The organism is Carnobacterium sp. FSL E2-0243 (assembly GCF_038003605.1).
GTDB lineage: Bacteria > Bacillota > Bacilli > Lactobacillales > Carnobacteriaceae > Carnobacterium > Carnobacterium maltaromaticum.
Genome location: NZ_JBBOPM010000001.1, coordinates 1,707,913 through 1,726,099, shown reverse-complemented (window position 1 = coordinate 1,726,099; position 18,187 = coordinate 1,707,913). Strand labels below are relative to the sequence as shown.

14 protein-coding genes are annotated in these 18,187 nt (G+C 34.0%); 4 read left to right on the top strand and 10 right to left on the bottom strand.

Annotated elements, in window-relative coordinates; genetic code table 11:
- Positions 1 to 39: 39 nt before the first annotated feature.
- Both MHI00_RS08050 and MHI00_RS08045 read left to right on the top strand, forming a co-directional pair.
- Positions 40 to 1,500, top strand: a complete 1,461-nt coding sequence (locus tag MHI00_RS08050; RefSeq protein ID WP_010053755.1) for a peptide MFS transporter — start codon at positions 40 to 42, stop codon at positions 1,498 to 1,500.
- A gap of 197 nt (positions 1,501 to 1,697) precedes the next feature.
- Positions 1,698 to 1,937: a hypothetical protein gene (locus tag MHI00_RS08045; RefSeq protein ID WP_341112598.1), complete on the top strand. Its 240-nt coding sequence runs from the start codon at positions 1,698 to 1,700 to the stop codon at positions 1,935 to 1,937.
- 115 nt (positions 1,938 to 2,052) lie between these two features.
- Here the strand turns inward: MHI00_RS08045 and MHI00_RS08040 are convergent, their stop codons facing one another.
- Complete coding sequence (locus tag MHI00_RS08040; protein ID WP_332629061.1) at positions 2,053 to 2,607, bottom strand: MepB family protein; 555 nt, start codon at positions 2,605 to 2,607, stop codon at positions 2,053 to 2,055.
- A gap of 243 nt (positions 2,608 to 2,850) precedes the next feature.
- Here MHI00_RS08040 and MHI00_RS08035 point away from each other — a divergent pair, with 243 nt between their 5' ends.
- Positions 2,851 to 3,615 (top strand): C39 family peptidase, encoded by a 765-nt coding sequence (locus MHI00_RS08035; RefSeq protein ID WP_341112595.1) that lies wholly within the window; start codon positions 2,851 to 2,853, stop codon positions 3,613 to 3,615.
- A 57-nt stretch (positions 3,616 to 3,672) separates the two neighbouring features.
- On the opposite strand, the gene addA is transcribed toward MHI00_RS08035, so the two are convergent.
- Positions 3,673 to 7,461: a helicase-exonuclease AddAB subunit AddA gene (gene addA, locus MHI00_RS08030; RefSeq protein WP_341112593.1), complete on the bottom strand. Its 3,789-nt coding sequence runs from the start codon at positions 7,459 to 7,461 to the stop codon at positions 3,673 to 3,675.
- Positions 7,458 to 11,078, bottom strand: coding sequence for a helicase-exonuclease AddAB subunit AddB (gene addB, locus MHI00_RS08025; RefSeq protein ID WP_341112591.1), 3,621 nt, complete (start codon positions 11,076 to 11,078; stop codon positions 7,458 to 7,460). The genes addA and addB overlap by 4 nt, the downstream gene beginning before the upstream one ends.
- Before the next feature lie 158 nt (positions 11,079 to 11,236).
- Between addB and MHI00_RS08020 the strand changes: the two genes are divergently transcribed.
- Positions 11,237 to 11,848 carry a Type 1 glutamine amidotransferase-like domain-containing protein gene (locus MHI00_RS08020; protein WP_317912129.1) on the top strand — a complete coding sequence of 204 codons (612 nt, stop codon included), beginning with the start codon at positions 11,237 to 11,239 and terminating at the stop codon, positions 11,846 to 11,848.
- Positions 11,849 to 11,903: 55 nt separating this feature from the next.
- Here MHI00_RS08020 and MHI00_RS08015 read toward each other — a convergent pair whose 3' ends face one another.
- The 7 genes from MHI00_RS08015 to MHI00_RS07985 form a co-directional block, all read right to left on the bottom strand.
- Positions 11,904 to 12,449 carry a DUF1697 domain-containing protein gene (locus MHI00_RS08015; protein WP_187957862.1) on the bottom strand — a complete coding sequence of 182 codons (546 nt, stop codon included), beginning with the start codon at positions 12,447 to 12,449 and terminating at the stop codon, positions 11,904 to 11,906.
- A gap of 86 nt (positions 12,450 to 12,535) precedes the next feature.
- Positions 12,536 to 12,802 (bottom strand): DUF1294 domain-containing protein, encoded by a 267-nt coding sequence (locus MHI00_RS08010; RefSeq protein WP_010053742.1) that lies wholly within the window; start codon positions 12,800 to 12,802, stop codon positions 12,536 to 12,538.
- On the bottom strand, positions 12,803 to 14,032 hold the full coding sequence (pepT, locus tag MHI00_RS08005; protein ID WP_010053740.1) for a peptidase T: 1,230 nt from the start codon (positions 14,030 to 14,032) through the stop codon (positions 12,803 to 12,805). It abuts the gene before it with no gap.
- A 37-nt stretch (positions 14,033 to 14,069) separates the two neighbouring features.
- Positions 14,070 to 15,194, bottom strand: coding sequence for a Nif3-like dinuclear metal center hexameric protein (locus MHI00_RS08000; RefSeq protein WP_341112583.1), 1,125 nt, complete (start codon positions 15,192 to 15,194; stop codon positions 14,070 to 14,072).
- A complete protein-coding gene (locus MHI00_RS07995) occupies positions 15,191 to 15,892 on the bottom strand; it encodes a tRNA (adenine(22)-N(1))-methyltransferase (protein WP_010053738.1) in 702 nt (233 codons plus the stop codon). Before MHI00_RS07995 ends, MHI00_RS08000 begins: the two co-directional genes overlap by 4 nt.
- Before the next feature lie 143 nt (positions 15,893 to 16,035).
- Complete coding sequence (locus tag MHI00_RS07990) at positions 16,036 to 17,529, bottom strand: glucosaminidase domain-containing protein (protein WP_010053736.1); 1,494 nt, start codon at positions 17,527 to 17,529, stop codon at positions 16,036 to 16,038.
- Positions 17,516 to 18,178: a hypothetical protein gene (locus tag MHI00_RS07985; protein ID WP_341112579.1), complete on the bottom strand. Its 663-nt coding sequence runs from the start codon at positions 18,176 to 18,178 to the stop codon at positions 17,516 to 17,518. Before MHI00_RS07985 ends, MHI00_RS07990 begins: the two co-directional genes overlap by 14 nt.
- Positions 18,179 to 18,187: the final 9 nt, after the last annotated feature.

Sequence of the window (18,187 nt, the reverse complement as noted above, 5' to 3'; positions counted from 1 at the left end):
ATTTATATGAAGTAATTCAATATTGGAGGACGAAAAACTGTGAAAAAAGAAAAAACCTTTTTCGGTCAACCTAGAGGATTATCGACCCTCTTTTTTACTGAAATGTGGGAAAGATTTAGTTACTATGGAATGCGTGCTATTTTAATTTATTATATCTATGATTCAGTTGCAAATGGTGGACTTGGATATTCAAAATCCTTAGCCGCTTCGATTATGGCAATTTATGGTTCAATGGTTTACATGTCCAGCGTCATTGGCGGTTGGCTAAGTGATCGCGTTTTAGGTAGTCGAAAGACAATCTTTTATGGCGGGATTTTAATTATGATTGGACATATTATTTTAGCTACCCCTTTTGGAGCACCTGCACTATTTGCTTCAATTGCTATTATCGTATTAGGAACAGGGATGCTAAAACCAAATGTTTCAGAAATTGTTGGTGGATTATATCATAAAAATGATTTAAGGCGAGATTCTGGTTTTAGTATTTTTGTAATGGGAATTAATATTGGTTCATTCTTAGCTCCAATTATATTAGGAGCTGTTCAAAAAGAATACAACTATCATGTCGGTTTTTCTATCGCAGCCTTTGGGATGTTAGCTGGTTTAATTCAATACTATTTCCAAGGGAAAAAATATTTAGGTACTGTAGGTCTTGAACCTACTAATCCGATTTCAGAAACTGAAAAAAGTGCAGTCTATAAAAATTTAATCAAGGGTATAGGGCTTCTCGCAATAGTTATTTTAGGTGCGGCATTACTTGGAAAATTAACGATTGAATTTGTTATTTTCCTACTAAGTATTTTAGGGGTAGCATTACCTGTTTATTATTTTACTAAAATGATTCGTAGTAAAGATGTAAATGATATGGAACGTTCTAGAATATGGGCTTATATTCCCCTTTTTATTGCAAGTATCTTTTTCTGGTCGATTGAAGAACAAGGGTCAGTTGTCTTAGCTATCTATGCTGATGAACGAACAAATTTAGATTTTATGGGTTTTCACCTAATTCCAAGTTGGTTCCAGTCACTCAACCCCTTATTTGTTATTCTGATGTCAACAATGTTTGCTTGGCTTTGGACGAAACTTGGCGAACGTCAGCCTTCAACAACCATTAAGTTTTCAATAGGAATTGTCTTTGCTGGTCTTTCTTTTGTTATATTAGTCATCCCAGCGTTATTAAATGGTGTGGATACTTTAGTTAGCCCATGGTGGTTAGTTCTAAGCTTTTTCCTAGTTATCGTTGGTGAAATGTGTTTGTCCCCTGTTGGATTAAGTGCCACAACAAAACTCGCGCCAAGAGCTTTCCAATCTCAAATGATGAGCGTCTGGTTTTTAGGGGATGCAGCCGCACAAGCAATCAATGCTCAAATCGTTTCCCTTTACTCACCGGAAAATGAAGTTATGTATTTTGCGATTGTCGGCGGATTTACAATTGCTGTTGGTTTACTATTATCTCTGATGAATTCAAAAATAAAAACGTTAATGCAAGGCTTGAATTAAGTAATAAATGAAAACCATTCTAAAGGTCCTTATTTCCAGGTCTTTTAGAATGGTTTTCTTTGTAAAATAACTATTAAAATTAACTATCTAAGCGGCTTAAATATTAAGTTTATGTCAACTTTGTGTTTTACGCTAGACAAAATAGTAAATTGACGTATAATGATGGTAACACAACAGAAAGGAGTGACAAATTAAAGATGATAACAACAAATATTGAAAAAGTTTGGGCAATTCAAGGCTTACTATTTAAAAATGAAGATTATCAACTTGCGTTAGAACTAGAAGATAGTGGAAATCGTGTTCAGTTACGCTATATCGTTTTAAATGAAGATTCGCCAAACTATCAAATCAACCAAGAATTTGGTTGGAACCAATCAGATTTCGAACTTTACAAAAGTTCCCGCGATGCAGAAGAAAACCTTCTAGTAATCGCCTAAGAGTAGGTTATTGCAGCTCGTCCATGAGGGTAGCAACCTACTTTTATTCATATAAAATAAACAGTCATCCCTTCTATGTAAAAGAAGAGGATTATTTTTTTGTCTTTTTTTAATCTTATATGTTATATAGTCGCTGAATCGATTTAGCATTTAGCTGCTGACTACCTTGAGTTAAATCTAAAAAATAATTCAACTGCCATTTTTGCGTTTGGATTGCTTGTGGATTATCCGGCTGATCCCACAATGGATAAACTCGAAACCCTCTTTTTCCACCTACCCCATTGACTGATAAAATCCCTTTTTCAATTAACACTTTTTTCGGAAAAACAAATTGACCGATATGCTCACCTAATCTTGTATTAATCACGACAAAATCCATTTTATCTTGACTTGTGTACGGCTCAATTATTCCTTTCACATTTCTTTTCCATAAAGTAACAAACTGGCCTACTTTTGTTGGTGTGGTTTTCGCTACTCTGAATCTAATCAATAAATGATCGAGCTTAATTAAATAAGCCCCATACTCACTATTTTGTTTTTCAACCTCCCAATCTAATTGATTCCAGTCAAAATAACGAAAAACTTCTTCTGTAGTTACGATTAAATCCGGATGAATAGAAGCTTCAGTAAGCTGTGGATTATTATCTAACTTCCTTTTTTTATTTTCCATAATTAGAATCCCTACCTTTTCAATTTAATTTAGTATAACAAACAAAACCAGACAACTGAATGTCACCTTTTAAACAATATAGTTTACATAATAAAATTACTGTATACTAATTTTTTTTTTACAGTTTAATGACAATTTTAACAAATTATAAATAATCCATTAAGCTTCGGCTTAATTCTTAGGCAGTTGGATAGATTCATGTTATAGTAAAGGATAGTAAAAGTGTAGAAAAGGTGGATCAAAATGAAGAATAGAAAAGATTATTTAAAGTTACTATTTTTGATCAGCCTATCCGTATGCTTAATGTTCTTTATTAATGAGCATTATATTAAAGCTGATAAAAAAAATCCAGTCATCTCATCAACTGAACCAGCGGTCACTCCTAAGAAAAAGACGAAAACCTCTGACTTACCTATTTCGGCTCAATTGGATGTACCCTTACTCTATCAATTTGACGAACCAAGTCTTTATAATGGCTGTGAAGTTACTTCCTTAGCAATGCTAATTCAGTTTTACGGATCAACAGTTACAAAAAATGAATTAGCAGATAATCTTGTTAGTGTTCCTTTAATGGAGGATGATGGCTATATGGGTAATCCTAATCAAGCTTTCGTTGGAGATGTTAGCGGGAATGATTCACCTGGTTTAGGTGTTTATCATGGTCCTATTGCTAATTTAGCTAAAGAATACGTTGGAAATGAGAATGTACTTGATAGCACTGGTTCTGATTTTACCGATGTTATGGCACAAGTTGCCGCTGGTAACCCTGTTTGGATTATCACCACAGCAACATTTTCTCCTGTAGATGATTTTGTTACTTGGGAAACAACAACTGGTAAGATTGATGTAACATACAGCATGCACAGTGTTGTGGTAACTGGCTATGATTCTGAATCAATTTATTTTAATGACCCTTATGGTGAAAAAGATGCTTCTATGGATAAAGAAAATTTTATAGCTGCTTTTGAGCAAATGGGCTCTCAAGCGATTTCGCTTTTCAATAATTAAAAAACTGACTTAAGCAGTCTCCCTCTGTATCCAGGAGCAACTTAAGTCAGTTTTTTTTTATTTCTCAATTAATAAAGTCTTGCCAATACTTAACAAACATAAATAAGCTGCTTTAACAGGTTTGCCACTGATATTTTCAAGGGCTTCTCGATATAAATTCATTTGTCCACGATAGTTCTTACTAATTTTTTCAATTGCTATTGTAGAGTTTTGATCTACATAATCCGTTTTAAAATCATATAAAATCAACCCATCTTCTTCTTCAAGAAAGCCATCAATGATTCCATGAATCAATAGCTTATCACTGGCATCTTCATGCATATCCGTAAATATTTTTTCAGCATCCATCAATAATGAAAATGGCGCTTCGCGAGTGACTAATTTAGGCTTTTTCAACATTAATTCACCTAATTCCGTTGTAAAAAAAACTAATATCGCATCCACTTGGATCTTTGTAGCTAACTTATCTGTTAATAAACCTTTTGCAACGAATGTAGCAATTAAATCTTTAACACTTTCTTTTGTTGGAATCTGTGTTAAATCTATATTTTGCATGATTAAATGCGTAGCTGTTCCAATTTCGGCAGCTGATGGTTCACTTTCATCACTCATAAATTTAGGACGAGATAATTTTTCAGAAACAAATCGATTTCGAGGTTTATTTACATCAATTTTAACCATTCGAGCATTTTCAGGCTCTTCAAACAGCCGCTTAATTTCTGACACCGACTGATAACTAGTAGTCCGTGTCGCACTTTCGTGAGTATACTCATACTCCATGCGCTTAACAGCTAGTTGAAAAGCTTCATCATTTTGATGTTTGTCATTATTTTTAGCTTGTACTTCTAAATTTTCTAACCAGGTTGAGTCTTCATCCAAGTCGATAGTTTGTATATTTTCACGTATTGAGCTCTCGTTGTGAAATGAAATCTTAAAACGAGCTGGATGTTGCCAAATACTGCCAATTTTTGCTGGAATTTCTAGATAATCATTTTTCCCATCTGGATGTCTGACTAATGACATTCCAATCCATTTCATTAAGCTAGAGGCATTAAAACGTTCACTACTTGGTAAAATAGCTTCACTATAATGTGCCGTTTGGCCCCATTCTAACCAAGCGGATTCTTCATTTTTATACGATCCGACTAAAAATAATTTTTCTTCCGCTCTTGTGACAGCTACATATAACTTACGCATTTCTTCAGATAATAATTTTTTCTTTTTTTCTATTTTTAAAGCAACCTCTGGCAATGTTGTATAACTAATTCTTCGCTCTAAATCTTTAAAACTCGTTCCAACACCGTAATCTTCATTAAATAAATAACTTTTTTGAATATCTTGTAAATTAAAGCGCTTAGTCAAATCTAAAACAAAGACCACTGGAAATTCTAAACCCTTACTTCCATGAATAGTCATCACACGTACGGCATCTTCAGACGCTGAGATTGCTGTAGGTTCAGCCAAATCTTTATCTTTTTCTTGCATTTTCTCAATAAAACGAACAAACTGGAACAATCCTTTAAAGCTACTGACTTCATAACTCTCTGCTCGTTGATACAAAGCATGCAAATTGGCTTGACGCTGTTTTCCTGAGCTCATTCCACCAACGTAGTCTAAAAAGCCTGTATCTTCATAAATCGTCCATATTAAGGTCACTAATTGTTCACGTCTAGCGATTCTGCGCCAGTTCTCTAATTGCTCCATAAATCGTTTAACTTTTTCAAATAGAATCGTATCAAAATGACTGGCTTTTGCTTGACCTTGATAAGTTTTATAAAAATTTTCTAGTGCTGCGTAATAATCACCCGTTTTTTTCGTAATTCTAATTGAAGCTAGTTGATTTTCATCTAATGCAACAATCGGCGAACGTAGCACAGCAGCTAACGGAATATCTTGATAAGGATTATCAATAATTTTCAAAAGTGCCATCATAATTTTGATTTCTGTAGTTTGAAAATAATTTTGCGTATCACTAACATGAATTGGTACAGACATCCGTTTAAAAACATCCAGTAAAATCAAATTATTTTTTTTAGTTGGAGTTAGTAAGACAATATCTCGATATGAAATCGGTCGATTAACCTTTTTATCTTTATCATAAATGGGAAATTTCTCAGCAATTAATTGTTGAATACGCTGAGCGACCATTAATAACTCACCTTCTGTTTTATCATCAATCCGCATGTCCCACTCAACCGATTCAACTTCTTCAGAGTCAGTATCCTCATTAGAGCCTTTTTCGTAAATCAACAGCTCTGGTTGGTGGCAATTGGTTTCTGGAAAATCAGGAAAACCATGAATTAACTTCGCATCTTCATCATAAAATAGTTGACCAACAGATTTATCCATTAATTGTTCAAAAATTAAATTGGTAAAATGTAAGACTTCCCCTCGGGAGCGGAAATTTTCAGCTAAAATGATCCGTTCGCCATCAATATGTTGACCAAATTTTTCATATTTTGTTAAAAATAAACTCGGATCAGCTAAGCGAAAAGAATATATAGATTGTTTGACATCCCCCACCATAAATAGGTTTCCATTTACAGAATCTTCACTACTTAGCCAACGAATAATATTTTCTTGTAATTGATTGACATCTTGATATTCATCCACTAGTACTTCACTAAATTTTTCTCGATAGTAGTTAGAAGCTTCTGTTGGTGACCATGTGTTTCCTTCAAAATTCGCTAAAATTTCTAAGGTTAAATGCTCTAAATCATTAAAATCCAGCACATTTTGACGACGTTTTTCTTTAGAATAAGCTTCTGTAAATAACTGTGTTACCCGTGCCATCTCGTCCACTAAAGGTGTCGCTTTTTCCATGATTGCGCTCATTTCTTGCGGAGAAGTAGTAAAATAATCTGTCACAAGTTGATTGTATCGTTCTTTGTATTGGTTTCGTAATGCTTTTAATTCAGCTCCAGCTTCTTTAATGCTCTCATCTGCGGCTTTTTTTACTGTAGCTATGCGCTCAAATTTAAAAGCACTTAGTTGATTATAGGCTGTTTCATAGTGATTTCCCATAATTGATTCCAATAATTCTTCAAAAAATAAGGTTTCACTGAAAACAAGCTCATGTTGTTTGGTTAATTCTTCAGTTCCTTCCGCGATACTGCTAGCTTTTTGCCCTGTTGCAATTAATCCATATAAACTCTCTATTATTTGCGGTTTTAAAAGCTCTTTAAATAATTTGGTATCTGCTAAATCACCAGAATCCACTCGATATAAATCCGATAAATGTTCTAACCATAAACGAGGATTTGGGTTTGCTCTAGAAAATTCATATAGAGAAAAAATTAATCGTGTTAAACCATCATCATTGCGATCATTTGAATAGGTGGCCGTTAAAGCATAAAAATCATTATCATCCGTACCATAAAGCTCTTCTCTTAAATCACTCCAAACATCTTCTTTCAATAACAGCATTTCCGTTTCATCTGTCAATAAACGAAAGACCGGATCTAAATCAATTAAATAGTAATAACGACGAATCACTTGCAAACAAAAAGCATGTAATGTACTAATCGAAGCTTGTGGCAATAAAGGGACTTGTTTGACTAAGTGTTGTTTCATTGCTACGTCGCCCTCGCCAGTGATTGCTTTTTGAATCGCAACTTGAATTCGAGCTTTCATTTCGCGTGCAGCGGCTTCTGTATACGTGACAATTAACAATTCATCAACATTTACACCTGCTTTAATTTTTTCAATCACACGCTGAACTAAGACCGTTGTTTTACCAGAACCAGCCGAAGCAGAAACTAAAATATTATGCCCTTCTTCGTAGACAGCCTGCCATTGTCCGTCTGTAAAGCGACTATTCTGTGGTTTAATAGGCAATTCCATCATTCGGTTTCTCCCTCCTTACTAGCCATGCGACGTAAAACTTCTTTTGGATCAATCGGTTCCACTCGATGATAATTATTTTCTGGCAACATCACATCAAATTCACAAACCGAACGAAATGGACACATGCCACAGGCAATTCTTTGTTTATCTTTATAATATGGATTTAAATCAGTTGCTCCTGCCATGATTTTATTCCCAGCTTTCGTAAATAATTCTTGATTGTGGGATCTCAAAGCATTCATTTCTGATTCATTCACAAATTTAGCTGATTTTAAACTTTCATTTTTTAATTCGCGGTAAGGATAAACAATCGAGCTTTTAGTTGGTTCTAAACTTTTATCAAGTTGCCGCAACATTGCTTCATCTTCAAGTAAAATTCCATCTAACTTGAAAGGTTTTAATAGCTCTTCTTGATAATTTTCTTCATTACTGATTTTATCATTTGAAATAAATGGATTTTTAACATGTAAATAAAAAGCACCTGAAGGTTTAGCCTTTCCTCCAATTAATGTTTCAGAATTCATTAAAGCTGTATCCAAATAGGTAATCATTTGCATCGCTAAACCATAATAAGCATCACGGTAATCAAAAGTATGTGCGCTTGATTTATAATCAATGACACTTAAATACTGTTCCCCAGCAACTTCCATCGTGTCTACTCGGTCAATTTTGCCTCGTACATAAAGTTGTCCTTGGTTTTCTAAAGGCAGAACCAGCCCATCAATGCCTTTTTGACTGGCTATCTGACCAAATAAAACTTCAGTTTCAACTGTCGTCATCCCGCTACGTCGACTTTGATTGGCTAAAGCCCACGCCACACGCTTAATTGTATTTCCTAACTGAAAACGAATATAATTCATTCGATTAGATGTCGACAAAATCAGATATTTTGGTTTTCCATATAAAACTTCTAAAACATCGTTTGCGACATTCTTTAAAGAAGCTTCGTCTAAATTTTCTAATTGTAAGTTGCGTTCTTTTAACGATTTAAATAATTGATCCAGAGCATCATGGAAAAATTCACCTGTACCGGCGGAAGATAACTCAAAAACATCTCGTTCTTTTAAGCCTAAACCATAAGTTGCATAATGTTTAAAATGACAAGAATAAAAATTTTCCATTCGTGATACAGAGGTGTAAAGATCCTTACCATATAGCTCCTCAACAATTTCAGGCTTCAATTGAATCGGAACGTTTTTATGCTGTAAACTACTTTTAAGCCTTTCTAATAACGCTCCTGTTTTAGTGCCATCCATTTTGATTCGGTGATATAAACTTAGCCAAAATGGAGGTATCTCTTCACCATTTTCTTTTCTTTGACGCAATAAAACTAATAATTGTGTTAACGTACTTCGTTTTGTTCCAATAAATTCCAGTTGTTCTTCAATAGAGGCTGTTGGTGCTAAATCGGCGACTGTTCCAACTTTTTCTTGAATTATAATTTCTAATCCCGCAACTATTCGTTGAACATAAGGGGATAATTTTGGACCCTCTTTTGAATCATCTGCCACTGGATAACTAAAAATCAGCTTTTCTGTTGAGGCTAAATAGGCTAGATAAGCTAAGTAAGGTTCATTAGCCGTTTGCGCTTCAATCGAAGGCCTTAAATACTTCCCTTCCTCTAAAAATGCAGAAAATAGTTCGCGATCTGTTTCGGTTAAAACACTTGCATTTTCACTCTTAGCTGGCAAATTTACTTCTGTCATACCTAAAATAAAGGTAACTTTAGTTGTACCGATTCGTGTACTTTCAATACTAGAGAAAGTAACTTGATCAATACTTGGAGGAATCATACTGTAAGTGGCTTGTTCAAAACCAGTCATGATAATTTCATAAAAAGCGTCTAAGTCAAAAGATGTTTTCCCTAAAACCTCAACATATTCATCTAACAATTGTAAAAATGTATCCCAAGCTTGCTCGTGCTCTTTAGAAGTCTCTAGATCACCAGATTCAATGGCTTGATCACGCCAAAAAGCGATTTGGTCCGATACGCCACTACTTTCTAAAAAGGTATAAACGATTTCTGCAGCAGCTAACCCATTCTTTGCTTGATCTAATTTTTTAAACAATGGCTCAAGCAAATTTTTTAGAAAAAGACGGACACTATTAGAAATTTCTTCAATTCGTTGATCTTCTGTTGTTTGTCCAGCATTCTCTTCATGAACAAATTTAGTATAATGCCATGGTTTATTAGAGGTCCAATGATACCCTTCATAGCCATAAGCTAAAATAACATTTTCAGCAATGTCGATTTGACTTCTAAATTTATTCACTTGTTGTTGCCTGACTGCGACACGTATTTTTCGATCATCAGATAACTCAGAATCGCTTACAGGAATAAGTAACTCTGTTCTAAGTAACCGCATAATATCTTGGTAACGCCAATTATATTTTTTGATAGCTAGAAGTGCTAGTACAAATTCAACTAAAGGATGATGATTCATCGTTTCAGCTTGATCGTTAAATAGCTCTATATCATTTTCTTTAAAGATTGGATTCACAAGTGCCCGATAGTCATTTAAATGACGGGTTAAAACCAATACATCTTGATAACGATACTTACCAGATTCCACTAATCGTCGAATTTCTTTTGCTACATGAGTCACTTCTGCTTGCTTATCGCTTGCTGCCCAAACTTCAATGCCTTCATTGACTGAAATAAGCTCTTTAGCTTCACTATAATTACTGGGTAACAGGCGGCTACTTGTCAACCAAAAATCTTCCAATTGATTTAATTCTTCTGAATACTCAGCTGATTTTTCAGAAATGATACAATCCTGTTTCACTGGAATATTCCCATTACGAGCTAATTGATAGAGTTGATAGTAGGTTTCACCTGTTGCATAAAAAAGTTCATGTAAAGCTGGTTTTTCAACTGGATAGCCTTGATCTAAATTAAGTGCGATTGTGACATCTTTACATTTTTTTAAAAGTGCTCCAATTAGTTCCTGTTCCTGAGCGTTAAAACTTTGGTAACTTTCGATATAAATCGTTGTTTGACTAAAATCAAGCGTTTCAATTTTTTTTGTTAATGCCGTTAAAATATCTTCTTTTTCAATATAAGAACCAATTAAATTTCTTTCAAAACCACGGTATAATAATAAAATATCTTGTAATTTTAATTTGAAATCAGCTTCTTTAAGACTGTCACCTTGCTTTGCAATAATTTCTGCAACATCAGCTTCATTGATTCTGCCACTACGAAGTTCTAAAAACAACTCCGTCAACTGTTGCACGAATCCTGACTTCCGGACCTCACCACGATAAATAGTTAATTCTTCTTCATGCTCCAAAAGTAATTTACGAATTAACATAGCCAGCCCAGCATTTGTTAATTGTGGTTTAATGAAAAGATCACTATCTTGTAAAAAATACCAAGCCAATCGACTAAAACTAAATACTTGAAGACGCATAGCACCCATTATTTTTTGTTCATTAAAAGGAGGCAAATCAGCTAACCTCTTTAAGACTGAAACTTCCGCTTCAAATTGAATATGATCTGGAACTAAATAAAAAATCATTGCCTGCTTGTTATTTGTGATTGTAGTGGCAATTTCTTCTAGCATTATTGCTCTTTTGTCTGTATTTCCACGTCCTAAGACAAATTGCAAACCCATTTTCCCACAACCTTTCTAAAGTTGACTCATTGCTATTTTAACATAGTTTAGACTTTTCGGGCTTTAATTTTCACTCAATAAAATAAATTAAAGGTCTCTTATTTTGACACCTTTCAGTGGTAGAATAAATTTAATCAAACGAAAGGGGAAGATATAAAATGAAAAAAATGTTTTTAACTTCATCATTTAAAGATAGCTTCCATTACCTAGAAGCATTTGCCAAGGAAGAATTACGAGGAAAGACCGTTACTTTTATTGATACAGCAAGTCTAGTAGAAGAAATGACTCATTATGTTGATTCAGCTATTGATGCTTTTAATCAATTAGGAATGCTCATCGAAAGATTAGATATATCTAGACAGAATCGGGAATCTATCGAAAAAACCATTAAAAAAAATCAGTATATTTACGTTTCAGGTGGAAATACTTTTTATCTTTTACAAGAATTAAAAAACAAAGCAGTTGATACTATTTTACTTTCAGAAATTAATAAAGGTAAAATATATATTGGAGAATCAGCTGGTTCAGTTATTATGTCTCCAAATATTGCGTATATAGCACTAGCAGATAATTCCGATAAAGCAGCTAATTTAAGTGATTATACTGGATTAAATCAACTAACTGGCTACCCTGTACCTCATCTTAACAGTGCTTTTCTAGGCAAGGAAATGAACGAAATAATAAAATGCTATCAAGATAAACTCGAGCTTATTCCCATTACGGATGAACAAGTCATTCTATTTGAAAATGACACTATAACAATTATTTGAAATAAACTTAGTAGAAAACCAAGGGGATAACGCTTTTAGTTATTACTCTTGGTTTTTATCTTGTATCCAAAGCTTTGACCAGTTCAACTAATTTCAATGATGTTTTCCAGTTGCGAAGGGTCCAATCATTTTTTTTAAATAATTTCTGATAGTCTTTCAACAACTTTGATTCTAATTGCGGACCAGTGATTTGCATACAAACAGCTTTTTTGACTATCCAGCCTGATTCAACATCATTGCTTAAAGTTAATGCCTCTATGTCAACTATTTCTTCTTGTTGATAGGCTAGAATCAGTTGTTGATCATCACGCAATCTGCTTGCAATCGAAAGATTTTTCTCAACTATTTCTTTAAATTCACTACCCGTATAAATCACGATTGGAATTAAAAAACCTGCCAATTGACTTAATTTCAACTGAATCTCTTTAGCCAATGCTGCTGTATCTATATTTTTACCAACCATAACAGCATTCCCGCTACGAATATAGGTTGTAACTTGAGTAAAGTTAAGTGATTCTAGCAGCTTTTTTAAATCTGACATGGCTAAAAGATGATTCTTACCAACATTTATCCCTCTTAATAATACAACATAGCTCTCCATAAATTACCTCCCAAAATTGTAACTAGCAAAAAAGCGCAGACCTACGGAATAAATTCCTGAATAAGTTGCGCTTTTTACCTAACATACTAAAATAAAAAATAGAGAATTCCGAGCATTAAAATCGTTCCTAAAGAATAAATAACCTTAAATTTTGGTACACGTGTTTTATGATGAAATAAGGTCATACCTATTAAACCACCTAATCCACCACCTAAAATACCAAAGGACAATAATGTTTTTTCTGGAATTCGCCACAATCTTTTTTTAGCTCGATACTTGTCCACTCCCATTAAAATAAACAATAAACTATTCACACTAACAAAATAAAGACATGCTATAATTGTATCCGACAATTATCTTTCCACATTCAACTTAGCGATTTCAACAATCACATCTGTTGCTTTTCTCATACTTTCAACGGCTACAAACTCATAACGTCCATGAAAATTTTCTCCACCTGCAAAAATATTTGGTGTTGGTAATCCCATAAATGAAAGCTTAGAACCATCCGTTCCTCCACGAATAGGTTCAATTATAGGTTTAATTCCTAAATTAATCATAGCTTTTTCAGCTAAATCAACAATTGATAAATCTTTCTCAATAATATCTTTCATATTATAGTATTGATCAAATAAAGTTACATTTACTCGCTCTGAACCAGACTCTTCATTGATTTTGTTAGCGATATCTTGTAATTGATTTTTTCTTGCTATAAATTTATCATGATCATGATCTCGAATAATATACGTCATTTGGGCTTCTTCAACTTCTCCACTCATTGAAACTAAGTGAAAGAAACCTTCACGCCCATCTGTTTTTTCTGGAACTTCATCTTGCGGCAATGCAGCATCAATTTTTAAAGCTAATTTCAAAGCATTTACCATCGTATTTTTAGCTGTTCCTGGATGAACATTTTTCCCTTGGATTTTAATTTCAGCTTGGGCAGCATTGAAACTCTCATATTCTAATTCACCAACAGGTCCGCCATCCATTGTATAAGCAAAATCAGCTCCAAAATTAGCAACATCAAATAAATCTGCTCCAATCCCGATTTCTTCATCTGGACCAAAAGCAACTTTTATCGTTCCGTGTTTAATTGTTTTATCTTTTAAGAGTATTTCCATCGCTGTCATAATTTCAGCAATTCCCGCTTTGTCATCTGCGCCAAGTAAGGTCGTGCCGTCGGTTGTAATCAGCGTTTGACCGATATAATTTTTTAAATTAGGAAAATCATTTGGGGCTAAACGAATATTTTCCGTTGCACTCAAAATAATTTCTTCACCATTGTAATTCTCATGGAACTGCGGATTCACGTTTACTGCATTAAAGTCAGCCGTATCCATATGGGCAATAAATCCGATTGTTGGCACTTCTTTATCACAATTACTTGGCAATGTTGCTGTAACAAAACCATTTTTTTCATTATATGAAACTTGTGACATCCCTAAATCAGCCAACTCTTCTTTTAATGTTTGGGCAAACTCTACTTGACTTTGCGTCGAAGGAACAGTCTTACTTGTTGCATCTGAACGTGTTTCTGTTTTAACATAGCGTAAAAAACGTGGAATTAAATTTTCATACATATTGAATACATCCTTTCAGTTTTCCTAAATTAGTTGTTTAAATAAATGTAAATGGATCGGTATTTAGTGTTGACTGTACAATCTCTATATCCCAATGATTGGTTTGAGACCATTCAGTAAATAAATCTGCTAGTTCCGCAATGCAAATACTTTCAATGTGGTGTCCCGGATCAATTACAGTCATGCCTGAAGCCAACATGTCATGGGCAGTATGATAATAGACATCACCTGTGATATATACATCCGCTCCATGTTTTTTTGCATCTAAATAATAATCACCTGCAGATCCACCACAAATAGCTACCCGCTGGATCATTTTTTCCGGTGTTGCTGTCACAACTCGTAAACCTGAAACAGAAAAAATTGTTTTTAACTTCGTTGCAAAATCTAAGACTGTAATTGGTTCTGCTAAATTTCCTACTCGTCCAAAACCATAGCTATCAACAAAATTTTCAATTGTATATAAATCGTAAGCAGGTTCTTCATACGGGTGACTACTAAATAAAGCCCGTTCGACTGATTCTGTTAGACGTTGCGGGAAAATAACTTCAACTTTAGCTTCATTTACTTCCTCTGCTTGATTTAATTCACCAATTGCTGGAAGTGCATTATTAATAGGTGTGAAACGACCAACACCATCTAAAGTATAGCTACACTGCGCATAATTAGGACCGATTTTCCCAGCACCAGCAGCTGTTAAAGCTTCTCTAACTTGCTTTTCATGAGATTTAGGAACATAGCCTGCCATTTTTTTATAGCTTTCTTGCTTAGAAATAGACATAATTTCTGTATTGTCTAATCCAATCGCTTGTCCTAACCAATCATTTAACCCGTTTGTGGCTACATCTAGATTTGTATGCGCTGCATATACGGCTATATCATGTTTTAACAGTTCTGCATACATCTTATTTTGTGGATTGTCGATCACCAGATTTTTAGCACCACGGAAAATTGGCGGATGATGTGCAAAGATTAAATCAACATTTTGTTCAATTGCTTCCGCTACAACTTCTGGTCGGACATCAAGTGTAACTAGAATGCGTTTAATAGTTTTATTTAATGTCCCGATTTGTAAACCAACTGGATCACCATTTTCAGCTAAGGACTTTGGCGCAAATTCTTCGAATTTTTGAATAAATTCATTTCCTAGAATTTTTTTCATTGGATTAACTCCTCAATTTCTGCAATTTTAGTTTTAAATAGAGCTATTTTTTCTTTTTGGTCACTAGTAGCTGCCTCAAGGCTTGCTAAAATAGTATATTCTTTTTCTAGCTGACGTTGCCATTTTTTTATAAATAAGTCAGGATAATTTTCTTTTAATTCCAAACCAAATTTTAATTCGGACTGACTATAGCTTGGCTGTACGATGCTTTTTTCAGCGACAATAATTTCATATAATTTAGCATCTTCTTCTAATAGCTCTTCTGCAATAATTTGATAATCGTGATCCATTAACCATCTGCGAACATTTTCTTCACCAATATTAGGTTGTAAAATCAAACGTTCTCCACCTGTTAATTTTCCCGCATGGAACCCATCATCTAAAATCGAGGCAATTAACGTACCACCCATTCCACAAATTGTAATCGCTGTAATTTGGTCTGCTAAATCAATAACGGCAAGACCATTTCCTAGACGAACATCAATCATTGCTTGAAAACCTAAACGCTTAACTTGCTCTTTTGCAGTTAAAAAAGGACCTTCAACTACTTCTCCTGCTACTGCAAATTGAATTTTTTTTTGATAAACTAACGCACATGGTAAATAAGCATGGTCCGAACCTATATCAGCTAATTTACTATTATTTGGTACATAATTACTTGCTTTTTCCAAACGTAATGATAACTGCTTTTCATCCATAAACTAACTGTCCACTCCTTTTATGATTCTTATCTATTATACACTAAATGACAAAAAAATTCCTTACTAATCCAATTCATTTAACAGATAAAACAGACAAAAAAGCTAGCAAGAAATAAAAATCCCTTGCTAGCTTTTTAAGACTACACTGTATGAATTGTCAACGTTTGTCCAATAAATAATAAATTATGCTTCATATCGTTCCAATGTTTAATTTCAAGTGGTGAAACATTGAATTTTTTAGAAATTGTGTAAAGTGAATCACCTTCTGCTACTTGGTATTCTTCTTTAACACTCCCTTGGTTTAAATCTGATGTTGTTTCATCAAATGCCAACGTGCCATTTTGTTTTTGTTGGAAGCCAGTTAAATTAGTATTAGTATCTTCTACTTTTTTTGTATCTGTTGCAGCAGCAGATACATTTTCAACTGGTGCTACCACTGGTGGAGCAACTGGAGCCTTTTTAACAATCAATTCTTGATTCACAAAAATTAAATCGCTAGTTAATTGATTCCATTCCATCAATTCTTGAACACTCACACCAAATGTATTTCCTAAATCCCATAATGTATCGCCACTAACAATAGTATGCATAACATCTTGTTGAACTTCAGTTTCCGAAACCTTTTCCACACCGTCATCATATTGTGTCAAATCATAGGTCTCAATTAATTGATCTAGCTTTTCAGCATACCTAGTATCTGTCGCATATTTTCCAGTTAAAAAAGCTGTTGCATCTTTGTAAGATGTTGTGTTTGATTTCCAAGTACCTGAATAAAAACTTGCATTAAATGACGTTCCACCAGTTAACAACTTAGAGTAATCTTCTAATGATTCTTTGTAAGAAGGATATTTTCTAAATTCTCCTGTAATTTGATAATAATTTCCACTACCATCATCTTCTAACGTTAATAATGCCACAGATTGATTTTCGAAAGTTCCTTTGATTCCAAATAAATTATAATTAGGCTCACTAGATAACGAGCTATTTCCCGATCCACTTTCTAGAATTGCTTGGGCAATCATAACAGATGCATATAAATCTTTTTCTGCGCCAATTTCAGCAGCAGATTCAGAAATCTTATCAATAAATTCTTGCGTGCTCTGATTTTTAACAAACATAATTTTTTCTGCTTCTGAATGATTGGCTTCTGGTACTTGAACCTCAGCAATATTTTGTTGTGATACTTCTTCTTTAGAGAAAGGACGAGTCGTTTCTACTTCCACTTTAGGCGTAGGTTTTGTTTCAACTATCGGTGCCACGGGTTTCGTTCCAGGTGTTTCTGGCTTTACTTCCGGTTTTGTTTCAGGCGTCTCTGGTTTTGTCTCAGGTACTTCAACCTCTTCTTTAGGTATCTCTGGCGTTTCCTCAATTGGTGTCTCAGGATCTACCGGTACCGGTGTTGGAGCTATTTCTGTGGCTGTATCACTAGCAGAATTTGAGCTATCAGCAACTGCTTTAATAACGCGTTCACTAGTCGTTGCATTTTCTTCTGCACTAGCTAAAACAGAAAAAGTTGGAATTGCTAAAGATGCCATTATAATAGATGTATTCACAATTCCAGCACTTTTACGAATCATTTTTTTCTGGTTTGTTTTTTTCAGTTCAGCAATTCGTTCATTTCTACTTTTCATCATTTTCATTTCCTCCCATAGTAGTCACATCAATTTGTGAAATTGAGTTTATCTTTGTATCAATATCTTCAAATAGATTTGTCACGTCTAATTTTGTTCTTAAAATAGTTTGTTGCGTTTCTTGCAATTTTTTTTGAAATAAAGCCAATTCAATGGCAGCTTTATTTTTATAACCTACCACTTCTTCATCTGCTGTTTCAACAATTTTGCGAGCGCGCATTTTAGCATCAATTAAAACTTCAGCAATTTCAGCTTTTGAATTTTTTAATTCAAGCTTAATTTGATTCTTTTCTCCAATTAGTGTTTCAATTTGAATTTCTTGTAATTTTATCTTTTCCAATAATTCATCTTGAGCAAATCTTGTAGAATCCTCTTTCACTACTTCATTATAACTTGGGGTTGTATCAAGTTTATTTTGTAACACTTGATTTTCAGAAGCTAGGGAATCTACCATCTTTTTATAGTATTCTAACTTTTCTTCAACATCTTGATAATGTGCAGGTAAAGCTTTTTCCTTAAATGACTCTTCTTGAATTTGATTTTTTTCTAGCTCCATAGCTTTATAAGCCTCATAGGAGTGTCTTAATTTTTGACGAATTCTACGATTTTCTTTCTCTAATAAGCTAACTTGCTCGCGCAAATTTTCTGTCATAACAACTGC

What these genes read in the sequence shown, in the direction of transcription:
- MHI00_RS08045 (WP_341112598.1), top strand. Translation starts at nt 1,698, where the DNA reads ATGATAACAACAAATATTGAAAAAGTTTGGGCAATTCAAGGCTTACTA.
- MHI00_RS08040 (WP_332629061.1), bottom strand. Translation starts at nt 2,607, where the DNA reads ATGGAAAATAAAAAAAGGAAGTTAGATAATAATCCACAGCTTACTGAA.
- MHI00_RS08035 (WP_341112595.1), top strand. Translation starts at nt 2,851, where the DNA reads ATGAAGAATAGAAAAGATTATTTAAAGTTACTATTTTTGATCAGCCTA.
- addA (WP_341112593.1), bottom strand. Translation starts at nt 7,461, where the DNA reads ATGATGGAATTGCCTATTAAACCACAGAATAGTCGCTTTACAGACGGA.
- addB (WP_341112591.1), bottom strand. Translation starts at nt 11,078, where the DNA reads ATGGGTTTGCAATTTGTCTTAGGACGTGGAAATACAGACAAAAGAGCA.
- MHI00_RS08020 (WP_317912129.1), top strand. Translation starts at nt 11,237, where the DNA reads ATGAAAAAAATGTTTTTAACTTCATCATTTAAAGATAGCTTCCATTAC.
- MHI00_RS08015 (WP_187957862.1), bottom strand. Translation starts at nt 12,449, where the DNA reads ATGGAGAGCTATGTTGTATTATTAAGAGGGATAAATGTTGGTAAGAAT.
- pepT (WP_010053740.1), bottom strand. Translation starts at nt 14,032, where the DNA reads ATGTATGAAAATTTAATTCCACGTTTTTTACGCTATGTTAAAACAGAA.
- MHI00_RS08000 (WP_341112583.1), bottom strand. Translation starts at nt 15,194, where the DNA reads ATGAAAAAAATTCTAGGAAATGAATTTATTCAAAAATTCGAAGAATTT.
- MHI00_RS07995 (WP_010053738.1), bottom strand. Translation starts at nt 15,892, where the DNA reads ATGGATGAAAAGCAGTTATCATTACGTTTGGAAAAAGCAAGTAATTAT.
- MHI00_RS07990 (WP_010053736.1), bottom strand. Translation starts at nt 17,529, where the DNA reads ATGATGAAAAGTAGAAATGAACGAATTGCTGAACTGAAAAAAACAAAC.
- MHI00_RS07985 (WP_341112579.1), bottom strand. Translation starts at nt 18,178, where the DNA reads ATGACAGAAAATTTGCGCGAGCAAGTTAGCTTATTAGAGAAAGAAAAT.